Origin of the sequence: Streptomyces sp. NPDC102462, from assembly GCF_044765425.1 — a bacterium.
Lineage (GTDB): Bacteria > Actinomycetota > Actinomycetes > Streptomycetales > Streptomycetaceae > Streptomyces.
In genome coordinates this window covers 1-14,329 of record NZ_JBIWKB010000016.1, presented here as the reverse complement: position 1 = coordinate 14,329, position 14,329 = coordinate 1, and the positions used below count along the sequence as shown (strand labels likewise).

Genomic DNA, 14,329 nt, shown 5'->3' with positions numbered 1-14,329 from the left:
CATGGCGACATCAGGGGCGAAGTGCCCATAGCGGAAAAGGAGTCGAGGGACGCACCATGCGGCAGCCGCCACCCCCCGGACCCACCTCTGCCGACGAGCCGCTGGCGGTGCGGCTGCGCGCACTCAAGGACCGTACGGGACTGAGTCTGGCGGCACTGGCCGCCCGCACCCCGTACAGCAAGTCCGCCTGGCACCGGTATCTGACCGGCCTCCAGCGCCCGCCCCGCTCGGCCGTCGAGGCGCTCGCCCGGCTCGCCGACGTCGATCCCGGCCCGGTCGTGGCGCTGTGGGATGCCGCCGACGGCCCGCCGTGCCCGGGGGTGCCCGTGGCGGCCGGCCGGCTCCGCCCGCCACGGCCCCGGCTGCCGCGGCTGCCGCTGTCGGCGCTCGCGCTGCTGGCCGTGGCCGTCGCGACGGCCGCCGCCTTCGCGGTCTTCGACCGGCACGGGCGGCAGGGGGCGCAGAACGTCGTGGCGGCACCCCGCTGTCACGCCGCGTCGTGCCGGGGCGCCCTGCCGGACGCGTCGGCCTGCGCGCGGGACGCGCGGACCGAGAGCGCCGTTTCGGACACCGGGTACGACGTCAGGCTGCGTTACTCGCCCGCCTGCGGAACCGTCTGGTCGGAGGTGCGGGTGCGCTCGCCGCGCGCCCGTGAGGTGTCCGTGCGGGCCGGCCAGGACGTGCTGTCGGCGACCTATTCCGCGGCGGACCCCACCGGGTACACCAGCCCGATGCTCGCGGTGCCCTCGTCCCGGGGTGTGGAGGCGTGCGCGGCGGTGGAGGGCAGGCTGGCCTGCACGGGCCTGTACATCGACGCCTCCGACGAGGCCGCGGGGGCCGGGGCGGGGCGGTGACCACCGCGCCGCCCGTCGACGGTCCCGCCCCCGCCGGACCGGACCCACAGCTGAAAGGTAGGACACGATGACCTCAAGGCCCCGCACCCGCCCTCGACGCGACCGGCCGCCCGCCCCGGGCCCGTAGACGGCGAATGCCCAGGGGGTCCCGGTCGCGACGACCCGCGCCCCCATGGGCCGGGCGCCGTGGCCTGCATGCCGACGGCGAGCGCCCGGGATCCGATGCTCGGCCGGCTGCCGCACCATCTCCGCCCCGGTGGCCTCGGCCCCCGCCCGGTAGCCCGCCAACTCCATTGTGATGGCGGGCCGTTCGCTGGTGTCCGGTTCGTCCGCCGGGACGAGGACACGCCGGCCCGCGCCGGGGGGCGGGGATTCGCTTGCGTAAGTCAAGTAAGGCGCATATGGTTGCCTAACTCAAGTATGGCGCCTCTCCGGTGTGGAGGGGCGTTTCAAGCCGGGGCCGCCCTTGAGCGGAGGCGGCCCCGCGCGCCGGACCCGTGGGGACGGGGACCGGCGCCGCCCTCGGGCCCGGACGCCGGAGCGGTGCGCCGCCCGGCACCGGCCCGGGGGCCGCCCCGGCGGCGTATGCCGGCCCCTGGCTGCCCGAGCCGCTGGGCGCGCACGGCCCCGCGCCCGACGGCGTACCCGCCCACGACCGCGCCACCGCTTCCGCGCAGCCATCGCTTCGGCGCAGCGGAACTCCTCGCGCGCCGCGAGGAGTTCGCATGGTCCGCCGGCCGCCGTGTGCCGGTCCTTCCGGCCCGGCCGGCCGGGCGGGACGGCGCGAGGCGCGGCCGGCCTCCCGCGAGTCCAACTCGGCCCACGGGCCCGCCAGTCGGGGGGCGACGGGGTGTCGCCGTGCGCGGGCCGCCGGGACGGGCCCGTTCAGGGGAACCGGCGGGGAAAGGCGCGTGAGCGCGCCGGAGGCGGTCGACACCTTCTGCCGTGACCGCGACCCTTGCGACGATCCCGCCGATGCTCGCCACCCCCGGCTCGCTGCCGCCCGCCGCCCAGGACGCCCGGTGGGCCTACGAGACGAAACAGGACGGCCAGCGCGTCATGGCCTATCTGCCCGCCGACGGCAGCCTGCTGCTGCGCGCCCGCTCGGGCGAGGACATCACCGGCGCCTACCCCGAACTGCGCGCGCTGGGCGGCGCCCTGGGCAGTACGCCCGCGATCCTGGACGGTGAGGTGCTGGCCCTGGACGAGCGCGGACGCGCCGACTTCCAGTTGCTGCAGAGCCGCATGGGCCTGGCGCACGCCCCCGAACGGGCGGCGCGCCGGGCGGCCCAGCTCCCCGTCCACCTCGTGCTGTTCGACGTGCCGCACCTCGGCCGCCCGCTGCTCGGGCTGCCGTACGCACGGCGCCGGACCCAACTGGTGGACCTGGGGCTCCACGGCCCCTACTGGTCCACCCCGGCCGCCGTGGTCGGGCACGGCGCCGAGGCACTGCGGGCGACCAGGGAGCACGGCCTGGAAGGTCTGGTGTGCAAGCGGCTGGACTCGGTGTACGAACCGGGTGTGCGCTCCCGCGCCTGGATCAAGATCCGCAACATGCGCACCGCGGACGTCGTCGTCGGCGGCTGGCTGCCGGGCAAGGGGCGGCTCGCCGGGCTGCCCGGCGCGGTGCTGGTCGGCCAGCGCGCCGCCGGCCGGCTGCGGTACGTCGGCGGGGTGGGCACCGGCTGGAGCGAGTCCGAGCGGGCGGAGCTGGCGGCGCTGCTGCGGGCCGCCGAGACCGGCGTGTGCCCCTTCGACCCCATGCCGCGGATCGCCGGGGCCCGCTGGGTGCTGCCCCGGCTGGTCGGCGAGGTCGGCTACAGCACCCGTACCCGGGCGGGTCTGCTGCGTCAGCCGTCCTGGTACCGGCTGCGGCCGGACCTCACGCCCGAGGAGTCGGCCGCCGACCTGCCCGACGACGCCGTGTGACACGAGGGCCGGGAGCCAAGTGTTGGGCGGGGCTTCACCGATGTGACGCCCGGGCCGTCTTGGCAACGCACTGATCGCCCGCGATCCTGAACTCCCCCACCCCCCACCGCCGTTGGAGGACGCAGTGTCGTCACGGACGTTCCGTATCCGGTCCGGGCGCTGGCTGGCCGGGCTGGCCGGTGCCGCCGCCCTCGTCATCGCCTTCCCCGCCGTCGCCTTCGCCGCCCCGCCGCCGGCGCTGCCCGTCAACGCCGAGGCGGCGGAGCTGACGTACCAGCCCGCCTTCGACTACGACACCGACGGCTGCTACTCGACGGCCGCCATCGGGCCGGACGGCACCGTCAACCCCGGTCTGAACCCGACCGGTGCCCTCAACGGCAACTGCCGCGACGCCTCCGATCTGGACGACACCAACGCCTACTCGCGCTACAAGTGCAACAACGGCTGGTGCGCCTATCTGTACGGCCTGTACTTCGAGAAGGACCAGGCGATACCCGGCATCAGCCTCGGCGGCCACCGGCACGACTGGGAGCACGTCGCGGTGTGGGTGCAAAACGGCCAGGTGCAGTACGTGTCGACGTCCAACCACGGCTCGTTCACCGTGCACGCGGCCTCCTCGGTACGCTTCGAGGGCACCCATGCCAAGATCGTCTACCACAAGGACGGCGCCAGCACGCACTGCTTCCGGCTGGCCGACTCGGGCGACGAGCCGCCGGAGAACCACAAGGGCACCTGGCAGTACCCGCCGCTGGTCGGGTGGAACGGCTACCCGGCGGGGCTGCGTGACAAGCTGAGCGCGTACGACTTCGGCAGCGCCAACTTCGGCCTGAAGGACGCGAGTTTCACATCCCACCTCGCCTCGGCCAAGCCGTCCGGCATCGCCTTCGACCCGTACGCCTGAGAGCCCGCGACGGCCACGCCCCGCCGCGACGGCCACGCCCCGCCGCGGCGGGGCGTGCCCCCGGCCGAGGCACGGTGGACGCGGAGGCACCACCCGGCACCGGGTCGCGCGGTGGCCGGGAACCGCCCGGCGGTGGGCCGACGGGAGCGGGGTGAGGGTCTATCGTATGTCCATGGCCGTCCCGGAACTCGTCCGTATCGTCTCCCGTGATTCGCCCATGGCCCTCGCCCAGGTGGAGCGCGTCCGTACCGAGCTGACGGCGCTGTACCCGCATGTGCGCACCGAGGTCGTGCCGGTGAAGACGACCGGTGACAAGTGGCTGGGCGACCTCTCCCTGGTCGAGGGCAAGGGCGCGTTCACCAAGGAGGTGGACGCCGCGCTGCTGGCCGGCCGGGCGGATCTCGCGGTGCACTGTGTGAAGGACGTGCCGGCCGACCGGCCGCTGCCCGCGGGCACCGTGTTCGCCGCGTTCCTGAAGCGCGACGACATCCGCGACGCACTCGTCCACCCGGGCGGTCTCACCCTGGACGAACTCCCGGCGGGCAGCCGCGTCGGCACCTCCGCGGTGCGCCGCGTCGCCCAACTGGCCGCCACCCATCCGCACCTGCAGTGCGTGCCGCTGCGCGGCAACGCCAACCGGCGGCTGGCGAAGCTCGCCGCGGGCGAGGCGGACGCGCTGCTGCTGGCGGTCTCCGGGCTGGAGCGGATCGGGCGGCCCGACATGATCAGCGAGGTGCTGTCCCCGGAGACGATGATGCCGCCGATCGGCGCGGGCATCCTCGCCCTGCAGTGCCGCGAGGACGACGCCGAACTGATCGACGCCGTCAGCGGTCTCGGCGACCCGGACACCCATCGCGAGGCGACGGCGGAACGCATGTTCCTGCACGTCCTGCAGGGGCACTGCAACAGCCCCATCGCCGGTTACGCCCGCGTGGACCGCGGCGGCGAGCTGTCCCTGCGGGCGTGTGTGTTCACCCCCGACGGCAAGACCCGGCTGAACGCCCACGAATGGGCGGGCCGGCTCGACCCCGCCACCCTGGGCACCTCGGTGGCGGTGTCCCTGCTGCGGCAGGGCGCCCGCGAGATCATCGACGGCATCCCGCACTGAACACCCGCGGCGCTCAGGCTCCCTCGGGCTCCGCCTGGTCCCGCAGAAACGTGCTCACCTGGTGGGCAAGGCCGCCCTGGCAGGCGCCCGCCGGGGCCGCCGCGGCCGGGCCCTCGGCCAGCCCGATGCCGCCCGCCCACAGCCGGCGGTCGGTCCACTCCTCGTCGACACGCAGCTGCACCTGGACGTCCACCTGTGACAGGGACGCCTCGCCGCCCGCCGCGTACAGCACGGCGGTGACCCGGCGCAGCGGGTAGACGTCGAAGCCCTCGATGAACTGGGAGTTGCGCCAGTCGATGAACGCGCCCTCCCCGTCGGGGCCGACCCGGACATCGATCTGGCCGTCCTCCAGCTGCACGGAGCAGTGCCCCGCGCCCCGGTTCTCGACGGTCACCCGGACGCTGAAGTACGTCAGCCCGTCGGCGGCGTCGTCGCGCCCGCGCGGCGGCTCCGACCTCTCCAGACGGTGGACGCGGACCCGCAGACCGGCATGCTCGTCGTACTCCTGCCAGTCACCGACCACGTTCGGCTCGTACACAGCGCCCCTTTCGGCCTCGGAGAGCTGCTGTCTATCTGTGCGCTCAGCGCACTGTCAAATGAGCGGAATACGCCATGGGCAGGTGATTCGCCCCCTTTGATCGCTGATCAAGCGTTGCGCAGCGGGAATCCGTTCAGGGGGCGTCAAGGCGGTGTGCGGCGCGTGCCGCACATCACGTCCGCGGCAAGATCAGCGAGCCAGCCGGCCGAGCAGGGACGAGGCCGCGGCGATGCCGAGGGCGGCGGCCACGGCGAGGACGCCGAAGTCGAGTCCCGGGTGCGCCGGAGTGCCCAGGAGCAGCCCGCGCAGGGCGTCCACCTCGTAGCTCAGCGGGTTCACCTTGCTGACCGCCTGGAGCCAGCCGGGCATGACGGACAGCGGGTAGAGGGCGTTGGAGCCGAAGAACAGCGGCATGGTGATCGCCTGCCCGAAGCCCATCAGACGGTCGCGGCTGAGCACGATGCCCGCGATGGTCATCGACAGGCAGGAGAAGAAGGCGGAGGCGAGGACCACGGCCAGCGCGACGCCGAGCAGCTTCAGCGGGTTCCAGCTGAGCGCGACCCCGAGCAGCGCGGCGATGACGACGACGACGACGGCCTGGATCAGCGCCTTCACACCGGCAGCGAAGGCCTTGCCGGTGATGAGCGCCGACCGCGGGGTCGGGGTGACCAGGAGCTTGTTCAGAATGCCGGCATCGCGTTCCCAGATGATCTGGATGCCGTAGAAGATGGCGATGAACATCGCGGACTGGGCGATGATGCCGGGCGCGAGGTAGTCGATGTAGGGGATGCCGCCGGTGGGTATCGCCCGGATCCGGGTGAAGGTCTGGCCGAAGATCAGCAGCCACAGCGCGGGCTGGACCGCCCTCGTGTACAGCTCGGTGCGGTCGTGGCGCAGCTTCTGCAGTTCGACGGCGCACATCGCGACGACCCGGGCGGGCAGCAGCCGCCAGCCGGCGCGGGGCTCGGGCGGGCGCAGCAGCAGGGCCCCCGCGTTCGGGGCGCCGTCAGCCGATGCGGCGGGCGGTGCGGCGGGTGCTTCGGACATCGCGGAAACCTCCTGACTCGTCGTCGAGACCGCTGCCCGCGACGTCCCGGAAGACGTCTTCCAGCGTGGGCGGCGCATCCGTGGCCGGCGCGCCCTCGGCCCGGCGGCGGTCGGCGAGCCGCCGCCGCAGTTCGGCCGGGGTGCCGAGCGCGCGGATGCGGCCGCGGTGCATGAGGGCGACGCGGTCGCAGTACTGGTCCGCCTCGTCCATGGAGTGGGTGGTGACCAGCACGGTCATGCCGGTGACCGCGCGGACGGCGTTGATGTGGTCCCATACGCCGGTGCGGGCGATCGGGTCGAGGCCGATGGTCGGCTCGTCGAGGATCAGCAGCCGGGGCGCGCTGACCAGGGCCTGGGCCAGCTCAAGGCGGCGGACCATGCCCCCGGAGTATGTGCCCGCCAGCCGGTCGGCGGCGTCCGTGAGGCCGACGGCGGCCAGGGCCTGGCCGACCCGGGCGGCGCGTTCGCGGCGCGGGATGTCGAAGACACGGGCGAACAGGACGACGTTCTCCCGGCCGGTGAGGCCGGCGTCGGCGGACAGCTGCTGCGGGACGTAGCCGAGCAGCCGGCGCACCGCCATGCGTTCCGCGGCGGGGTCGTGGCCGAAGACGCGGACCATGCCGGCGGGGACGGGCAGCAGCGTGGTGATGCAGCGGATCGCCGTGGTCTTGCCGGCGCCGTTGGGGCCGAGCAGTCCGAAGACCTCGCCCCTGCGCACGGTGAGGTCGAGCCCGTCCACCGCCCTCGTCTCGCCGAAGCTGTGGGCGAGGCCGGTGCAGATGACGGCCTGTGCCGGGCCCGCGGTGGTGTCGGACGTCATGGTTGTTCGGCCTCCTCGTGCAGGGTGACGGCCAGCCGGTGCAGCGCGGGGAGCGCCGCGCGCAGGGCGTCGCGTTCCGCCTCGGTCAGCCGCGCCACATGCAGGCCGACCAGGGCGGCCCGGCGGCGCTGCCAGTCGTGCAGCCGCCTGTGGGCCGCGTCGGTGAGGTGCAGGCGCGCGGCACGCCGGTCGGCCGGGTCGGTCTCGCGGACCAGATGACCGTCCATGGCGAGCCGGTTGACCAGTGTCGACACGGAGTTGCCGGCCAGGTGCAGCTCCCGGGCGGCCTCCTTGATGCCGATGCCGGGCCGGGTCTGCACCAGGCGGAGCAGTTCCACTTCGGCGCCGCGCAGCCTCGGGCCGGTCAGTGTGCCGCGCAGCCGGCGGCGGATCAGCCGCTGGATCCCGACCAGGGTGTCGGCCAGTTCCTCCGAGAAGGTCTCGGCCGCCGCACGGCCGGCCCGCGCACGACCGGCTGCCGGGCGGTCCGTTTCCGGGCGGTCCGTTTCCACACGAGAAGATTACCTCTCCTACAGAGGTATTTGCCGTTCGAGGGAGACCAAAGAACAAGTCAAGGAGCGTAGGCTGGATATCACGCTTTAGGCGGATCTGTTTCGATATAACAGGTCACGGGAATCTCCAGAAAAGTGCTTCGGACAGGAGGCACGTCCGTGGGGGCTCGGCCCGCAGATGCGGCCGCCCCGGACCCTCCCACCGGTCCGAGCGCGCGCCTCCCACGCTGTCCGTCCAGCCGGCACACGCTGAGGGAGGTGCGCACCCATGACGGGTACCACCACCAGGGCCAAGCCCCATCCACACGACGACGCCCCCGACACGGCCGCCGCGTTCGAACGGCTCGCGGCACTGCCCGAGGGCCCGGAGCGCCGGGCACTGCGCGACGAACTGGTCGGGACCTGGCTGCCCATGGCCGAACGGATCGCCGTCCGCTTCCGCGGCCGGGGAGAGGCGCTGGAAGACCTCTACCAAGTGGCGGCGCTCGGCCTGGTCAAGGCCGTCGACCACTACGACCCCTCGCGCGGCCGGGCCTTCGAGGCGTACGCGGTGCCGACCGTCACCGGCGAGATCAAGCGCCACTTCCGCGACCACATGTGGACCCTGCACGTGCCGCGCCGGGTCCAGGACCTGCGCAACCGGGTCCGCGGCGCCGTCAAGGAACTGGCGTCGGCGACCACCGGCCGGGTGCCCACCGTCGCCGAGATCGCCGAGTACACACGGCTGACGGAGGCGGAGGTGCGCACCGGCCTTGAGGCACTGGAGTGCTTCGCCGCGCTGTCCCTGGACGCGGAGACGCCCGGCGCCGACGGCCGCTCCCTCGGCGACACCCTCGGCGCGCCGGACCCCGGTTTCGACCTCGTCGTCGACCGGGCGGCCGTACGACCCTGTCTTGAGGCGCTGCCCGAGCGCGAGCGCACCATCCTCTACCTGCGGTTCTTCCGCGGTATGACACAGAGCCGGATCGCCAGCCAGCTCGGCATCTCACAGATGCACGTCTCCCGGCTGATCAGCGGCTGCTGTGACCGGCTGCGCGAGGAACTGCTCGCCGATCCGGGCTGAGGGGCCCGGGCCGAGGCCGAGGGATCGGGCTGATGCCGGGGCCCGCGCGTTCACTCCGTCGGTGTCCCCGGGAGCTGCGTCGGGCCGTACCGGTCGAGCGCGTCCTCCAGTGCGGCGCCGATCTCGGGGGGCATGTCTCCCGTACGCCCCCAGATGAGGATGAATTCGGCGACGTTGCGCAGTTTGATGTTCGTGTGCTGCGAGACCTCCTTCAGCACGGCCCACCCCTCGTCCGGGGTGACCCGGCCGAGCGCCACCACCATGCCGATGGCCTGGTCCACGACCGCATGGGAGGTGACCGCCTCCTTCAGCTGGTGAACCTCTTCCTGAAGCTCGAAGATCCGGTCCGGCTCGCCGTCGCCCATGGATCCATCGTCGTCACTCGCCCGGCCGCCTGCCACCGGACCGCTCGACAGGCACGGGAACGGGTTCCGGTTGGACACTGGTGACAGACCGGGGGCCACCGGTCCATGAGATCAGGACGCGACTGTGATGAACCATGACACGCCCCTTGCCGGCGATCCGAAGAAGAAGGACGTCATCTCCACGCACTCCGTTTTCGGCGCACCGTGCTGGGTGAGTCTGACCAGCCGTGACCTCGGGGCCACGGCGGACTTCTACTCGGCCGTGCTCGGCTGGCGCTGGCGCAGCGTCCGGCTCGGCGACCACTTCCGGATCGCGCTGGCGAACGGGGTGCCGGTCGCCGGGATCGCCGCGGTCGCCGCCATGTGGCAGATGGCGGTGGCATGGACACCGTACTTCGCGGTGCGGGATGCGGACGTGGCCGTGAGCCGGGCCCGCGAGCGCGGCGGCACGGCCGCGGTCGGACCGCTGTCCTTCCCGCCCGGCCGGGCGGCCCTGCTCGCCGACCGGGACGGGGCGACCTTCGGCATCTGGGAGGGCCAGCTGATCTCCAACTGGGAGTCGTGGCGGCGGGCGTCCCCGACCTTCATCCGCCTGCACACGCGCAACGCCTTCGACTCGGCCCTCTTCTACGGCGAAATCCTCGACTGGGCCTCGGGGCTGCCCGGCTGCTGCGAGGTCGAGTACGAGGGCGGCGAGGTCGTGCTGCGCAGCGAGGGTGCGGTGGTGGCGCGCATCGACTCCGGTGCGGTGGAGGCGGCGCCGGATCCCGCGGTCCGGCCGCACTGGCAGGTCCACTTCTTCGTGACCGACGTGACCACGTGCGGGCGGGCCGCGGAGAAGCATGGGGGGAGCGTGTTGCGGGAGGATGCCGCGGAGGCGGTGCTGCGTGATCCGGACGGGGCGCAGTTCACGGTTACTTCGCGGCGTGGGCGGTGACGTTCGCTTTTGGCGGGTGGGGTGGCTTGGGTGGGCCTTGTCGGTCTGGGTGCGGTGGGGATGTGGGGGGCGGGGTGGTTTCCGTCGTCGTTCGAGTGCGGGAGCGTTGTGGCTGGTCGCGCAGTTCCCCGCGCCCCTGACGGGGGCACCCGCAGTCGTTCGAGTGCGGGAGCGTCGTGGTTGATCGCGCCGTTCCCCGCGCCCCCTGACGGGGTGCCTGCAGTCGTTCGAGTGCGGGAGCGTCGTGGTTGATCGCGCCGTTCCCCGCGCCCCCTCCGGGGGCACCAGCCCCGCCCTCAAACACCGGAACATCGCGGCCGAGTACGCCCACCCCCTCGTCCCCGGGCAAGGGCTAGGGGGTGGGTGGGTGGGTGAGGAGGGTCAGGCTGCGGGGGGCGATGCGTAGGCGGGTGCCGGGTTTGTGTTCTTGTTCGTCGGGGGGGCCGTCGGGGGTGGCGGTGTCGATCAGGGCGGTCCAGTGGTCGCCGTACGTGGCGTCGGGCAGGCGGAAGTCGACGGGCTCCCAGTGGCCGTTGAGGAGCAGCAGGAACGAGTCGTCGATCACCCGTCGCCCGTAGGGGTCGCGTTCGGCGATGGCGTCGCCGTTCAGGAACACGCCGACCGAGTGCGCGTCGGAGCGCTGCCAGTCCCGGTCGGTCATCTCGCGCGCGTCGGGCAGCAGCCACACCAGGTCGGGCAGCGGCTGTGCGGCGTGGATGGCCGTCTCGCCGCGGAAGAAGCGGCGCCGGCGCAGGACGGGGTGGGCGGCGCGCAGTCCGATGACGTACCGGGTGAAGCGGATCAGCGCGCGCTGCTCGTCGGTCAGCCGCCAGTCGATCCAGGAGATCTCGCTGTCCTGGCAGTAGGCGTTGTTGTTGCCGCGCTGGGTGCGGCCGAGTTCGTCGCCGTGGCACAGCATCGGAATGCCCTGCGACAGCAGCAGCGTCGCCAGGAAATTGCGCTGCTGGCGGGCCCGCAGTTCGAGGACCGCGGGATCGTCGGTGTCCCCCTCGGCGCCGCAGTTCCAGGACCGGTTGACGCTCTCGCCGTCCCGGTTGCCCTCGCCGTTGGCCTCGTTGTGCTTGTCGTTGTAGGAGACGAGGTCGCGCAGCGTGAAACCGTCGTGCGCGGTCACGAAGTTGACGCTGGCCCTCGGGCGGCGCCTGTTGTGCGCGTAGAGGTCCGAGGACCCGGTGAGCCGGGAGGCGAACTCGCCGAGCGAGCCCGGCTCCGCCCGCCAGAAGTCCCGTACGGCGTCCCGGTACTTGCCGTTCCACTCCGACCACAGCGGCGGGAAGTTGCCGACCTGGTAGCCGCCCTCCCCCACGTCCCAGGGCTCGGCGATGAGCTTGACCCGGCTGATGACGGGGTCCTGCTGTATCAGGTCGAAGAACGCCGACAGCCGGTCCACCTCGTGGAACTGCCGGGCCAGGGTGGCCGCGAGGTCGAAGCGGAAGCCGTCCACGTGCATCTCGGTGACCCAGTACCTGAGCGAGTCCATGATCAGCTGGAGTACGTAGGGGTGCCGCATCAGCAGGCTGTTGCCGGTGCCCGTGGTGTCGTAGTAGTGCGCCCAGTCGCCGTCCACGAGGCGGTAGTAGGAGGCGTTGTCGATGCCGCGCAAGGAGAGCGTGGGACCGTGCTCGTTGCCCTCGGCGGTGTGGTTGTAGACCACGTCGAGGATCACTTCGAGTCCGGCCGCGTGCAGCGCCTTGACCATCGCCTTGAACTCGTTGACCTGCTGACCGCGGGTGCCGAACGCGGCGTAGGCGTTGTGCGGCGCGAAGAAGCCGATCGTGTTGTAGCCCCAGTAGTTGGCCAGACCGCGGTCCTGGAGCACACCGTCGTGCACGAACTGGTGCACGGGCATCAGCTCGATCGCGGTCACGCCCAGCGAGGTCAGGTGCTCGACGACGGACGGGTGGGCGAGCGCGGCGTAGGTGCCGCGCAGCCGCTCCGGGACGTCCGGGTGGGTGCGCGTCAGACCGCGCACATGTGCCTCGTAGATGACGGTCTCGGCGTACGGCCGCCGCGGCGGGCGGTCGTCGCCCCAGTCGAAGTAGGGGTCGGTCACCACGCCGAGCATGGAGTGCCCGGCGCTGTCGGCCGGGGCGGGGCCCAAGGGGTCGCGTTCGTAGAGCGAGGCGTGGTTGTCGATCTGCCCGTCGACGGCGCGCGCGTACGGGTCGAGGAGCAGCTTCGCCGGGTTGCACCGGTGGCCGAGGCCGGGGTCCCAGGGTCCGTGCACACGGTAGCCGTAGCGCCGGCCAGGCCCGACCCCGGGCACATAGCCGTGCCACACGAACCCGTCGACCTCGGTCAGCGGGAGACGTGTCTCGGCGCCCGCGTCGTCGACCAGGACCAGGTCGACGCGTTCGGCGACCTCGCTGAACAGCGCGAAGTTGGTGCCCTGCCCGTCGAAGGCGGCGCCCAACGGGTAGGGGTGCCCGCTCCACACGGGCACCCCTGTGCGGGACGTCGATGCCGTCACCGGGCGCCCTCCAGAACGGCCCGGGGCACGCCCGCCGCCCGGGCCGCGAGTGCGGCGGCCGGAGTGTCGCGCGGCACCTGGCGCACGTGGCGCAGGCTGGGCGCCGGGGCCGTCGGGACCAGGGGGACGCGTTCGCCCGCACGGGCCCGCTGCGAGAACCAGATGATCTTGCTGCCGGTCTCCGACGCACAGCACCCCCAGCCGTCGCTGATCGCCGCGATACGGGCCAGGCAGGCCCGCAGATCCTGGTCGGGGCGCAGATCACGGTCGTCGTCGCCGACGGCGGTGATGAGGTGCTGGCCGTTCCACCACATCTCGATCGACGCGTGCTTGTCCGTGGCGTGTTCGTCGATGGCCCGCAGCAGCAGTTCCGCGCCGCTGCGGACGGGGACCACCAGGTTCTCCAGGTTCCAGTGGCGCAGGCGGGCGGCCAGGATGCGGCTGACCTGTCCCACCCGCTCGGGGCTGACTTCCACGTCGAGGTGGTAGTAGCAGGGCACTGCGGTCTTCATCGTCGCTTGCTCCTCACCGGCGGAACTCCCGCTCGTCATCGCCCCCCACGGGCATGGGCCCCGATCACGGAGCGTCGAGCGCTGGTCGCTTCTGAGTCAGATCCACAGTGGAGGCGCTACGCCATTCGTGCAACAGGAGCACACCCGAGGTGGTTGAAGAACCAACAAGACGCTGCGTGCTCATCCGTGCACCATGGGTGAAATGCCTCGATCGCCGTAACGGACCCGTGCCGCCGAGAGCCCGGAGTCCACCCGACCGTCGGGAGACGCGCCCAGTCGAGTGCGTGGAGGGTGAACAGGGCCATGCTGATACCCGCGAAGGCCGAGGTGGCCAGGCAGTTGCTGCGGTACCGGGCGTGGGAACGCGCGATGCTCGCGGCGCCGTCCGACCACGCGGTGCGGGCCACCTTCGAGGACTCGGGCTACACCCTGTGCGTGCTCATGGGCAAGCGCTGCGCGCGTGAGGCCGCGGAAGCCGCCGAGCGCTATCTGCGCGGCGGCCGGGACGGCTGCCCTCCGAAGCGGGGCGGCGGGCCGCGGCGCCGCGGCGGGATCCGGCGGGCGCCCCCGGTCAAGCCGCGTTCGACGGCGGCGAGGCACTGAAGGTTCCCGCGCAGAGCGGATCCACGGCCGGGCCCCGGGCCCGGCTTCGCCCACGGCGGAGGTGAGACCCATGAGTTCGACTCCGGCCATCGGCCGTATCCCGGTACGGGACGTCCGGCCGGCCGTGGAGTACGGCAGGCGCCCGGCGAAGGCGGTCGTCGGGGAGACGTTCGAGGTGTCCGCGACCGTGTTCCGCGAGGGGCATGACGCGGTGGCCGCCAATGTGGTGCTGTGCGACCCCGAGGGCCGGCCAGGACCCTGGACCCCGATGCGCGAGACGGCTCCCGGCACCGACCGCTGGGCCGCGGACGTCACCCCGGACGCGATGGGCCGCTGGACCTACCACGTGGAGGCATGGAGCGACCCCGTCACCACCTGGCGGCACACCGCGGCCGTCAAGATCCCCGCGGGCCTCGACACCGGGCTCGTCCTGGAGGAGGGCGCCGAGTTGTACGCGCGGGCCGCCGCCCAGGTGCCGCAGGGGCCCGGCCGCGATCTGGTGCTGGCCGCGGCGCGCTCGCTCGGTGACGACAGGCGCCCGCTGCGGGAGCGGCTGGCGGTGGCGCTGGCGCCGGAGGTGGCCGGGGTGCTGGCCCGGTATCCGCTGCGGGACCTGGTGACCGCCTCGGCGCCGCTGGTACTGCTCGTG

At 72.9% G+C, this 14,329-nt stretch carries 15 protein-coding genes; 8 read left to right on the top strand and 7 right to left on the bottom strand.

Annotated features, from left to right (window positions below; all coding sequences use genetic code 11):
* Positions 1–56 precede the first annotated feature (56 nt).
* The 4 genes from ACIRFL_RS16045 (at position 57) to hemC (ending at position 4,792) form a co-directional block, all read left to right on the top strand.
* Positions 57–854 carry a DUF2690 domain-containing protein gene (locus ACIRFL_RS16045; RefSeq protein WP_404028711.1) on the top strand — a complete coding sequence of 266 codons (798 nt, stop codon included), beginning with the start codon at positions 57–59 and terminating at the stop codon, positions 852–854.
* Between the two features lie 975 nt (positions 855–1,829).
* Positions 1,830–2,783: an ATP-dependent DNA ligase gene (locus ACIRFL_RS16040; protein ID WP_404028976.1), complete on the top strand. Its 954-nt coding sequence runs from the start codon at positions 1,830–1,832 to the stop codon at positions 2,781–2,783.
* A 124-nt stretch (positions 2,784–2,907) separates the two neighbouring features.
* Entirely contained in the window at positions 2,908–3,684 is a 777-nt protein-coding gene (locus tag ACIRFL_RS16035) for an NPP1 family protein (RefSeq protein ID WP_404028708.1), read from the top strand.
* Between the two features lie 166 nt (positions 3,685–3,850).
* Positions 3,851–4,792: a hydroxymethylbilane synthase gene (gene hemC, locus ACIRFL_RS16030; protein WP_404028706.1), complete on the top strand. Its 942-nt coding sequence runs from the start codon at positions 3,851–3,853 to the stop codon at positions 4,790–4,792.
* A 13-nt stretch (positions 4,793–4,805) separates the two neighbouring features.
* Here hemC and ACIRFL_RS16025 read toward each other — a convergent pair whose 3' ends face one another.
* The 4 genes from ACIRFL_RS16025 to ACIRFL_RS16010 all read right to left on the bottom strand — a co-directional run bounded on the left by ACIRFL_RS16025 (position 4,806) and on the right by ACIRFL_RS16010 (position 7,622).
* Positions 4,806–5,330 (bottom strand): hypothetical protein, encoded by a 525-nt coding sequence (locus tag ACIRFL_RS16025; RefSeq protein ID WP_404028703.1) that lies wholly within the window; start codon positions 5,328–5,330, stop codon positions 4,806–4,808.
* 189 nt (positions 5,331–5,519) lie between these two features.
* A complete protein-coding gene (locus tag ACIRFL_RS16020; RefSeq protein WP_404028701.1) occupies positions 5,520–6,377 on the bottom strand; it encodes an ABC transporter permease in 858 nt (285 codons plus the stop codon).
* Entirely contained in the window at positions 6,337–7,197 is an 861-nt protein-coding gene (locus ACIRFL_RS16015; RefSeq protein ID WP_404028699.1) for an ABC transporter ATP-binding protein, read from the bottom strand. The genes ACIRFL_RS16020 and ACIRFL_RS16015 overlap by 41 nt, the downstream gene beginning before the upstream one ends.
* Entirely contained in the window at positions 7,194–7,622 is a 429-nt protein-coding gene (locus tag ACIRFL_RS16010) for a MarR family winged helix-turn-helix transcriptional regulator (protein ID WP_404028975.1), read from the bottom strand. Before ACIRFL_RS16010 ends, ACIRFL_RS16015 begins: the two co-directional genes overlap by 4 nt.
* A 355-nt stretch (positions 7,623–7,977) precedes the next feature.
* Here ACIRFL_RS16010 and ACIRFL_RS16005 point away from each other — a divergent pair, with 355 nt between their 5' ends.
* Positions 7,978–8,772, top strand: coding sequence for an RNA polymerase sigma factor SigF (locus ACIRFL_RS16005; RefSeq protein WP_404028696.1), 795 nt, complete (start codon positions 7,978–7,980; stop codon positions 8,770–8,772).
* Between the two features lie 50 nt (positions 8,773–8,822).
* On the opposite strand, the gene ACIRFL_RS16000 is transcribed toward ACIRFL_RS16005, so the two are convergent.
* Positions 8,823–9,137 carry an ANTAR domain-containing protein gene (locus ACIRFL_RS16000; RefSeq protein WP_404028693.1) on the bottom strand — a complete coding sequence of 105 codons (315 nt, stop codon included), beginning with the start codon at positions 9,135–9,137 and terminating at the stop codon, positions 8,823–8,825.
* 127 nt (positions 9,138–9,264) lie between these two features.
* Between ACIRFL_RS16000 and ACIRFL_RS15995 the strand changes: the two genes are divergently transcribed.
* A complete protein-coding gene (locus tag ACIRFL_RS15995) occupies positions 9,265–10,074 on the top strand; it encodes a VOC family protein (protein WP_404028691.1) in 810 nt (269 codons plus the stop codon).
* Positions 10,075–10,426: 352 nt separating this feature from the next.
* Here ACIRFL_RS15995 and glgX read toward each other — a convergent pair whose 3' ends face one another.
* Both glgX and ACIRFL_RS15985 read right to left on the bottom strand, forming a co-directional pair.
* Positions 10,427–12,538 carry a glycogen debranching protein GlgX gene (gene glgX / locus ACIRFL_RS15990; protein ID WP_404028973.1) on the bottom strand — a complete coding sequence of 704 codons (2,112 nt, stop codon included), beginning with the start codon at positions 12,536–12,538 and terminating at the stop codon, positions 10,427–10,429.
* Positions 12,539–12,561: 23 nt separating this feature from the next.
* On the bottom strand, positions 12,562–13,077 hold the full coding sequence (locus tag ACIRFL_RS15985; RefSeq protein WP_404028688.1) for a pep a2: 516 nt from the start codon (positions 13,075–13,077) through the stop codon (positions 12,562–12,564).
* A 303-nt stretch (positions 13,078–13,380) separates the two neighbouring features.
* Here ACIRFL_RS15985 and ACIRFL_RS15980 point away from each other — a divergent pair, with 303 nt between their 5' ends.
* Both ACIRFL_RS15980 and ACIRFL_RS15975 read left to right on the top strand, forming a co-directional pair.
* The gene (locus ACIRFL_RS15980; protein ID WP_404028685.1) at positions 13,381–13,680 is read left to right on the top strand and encodes a DUF5133 domain-containing protein; all 300 of its coding nucleotides are present in this window, start codon (positions 13,381–13,383) and stop codon (positions 13,678–13,680) included.
* 70 nt (positions 13,681–13,750) lie between these two features.
* On the top strand, positions 13,751–14,329 hold a 579-nt coding region (locus ACIRFL_RS15975; RefSeq protein WP_404028682.1), incomplete at its 3' end, for a maltotransferase domain-containing protein.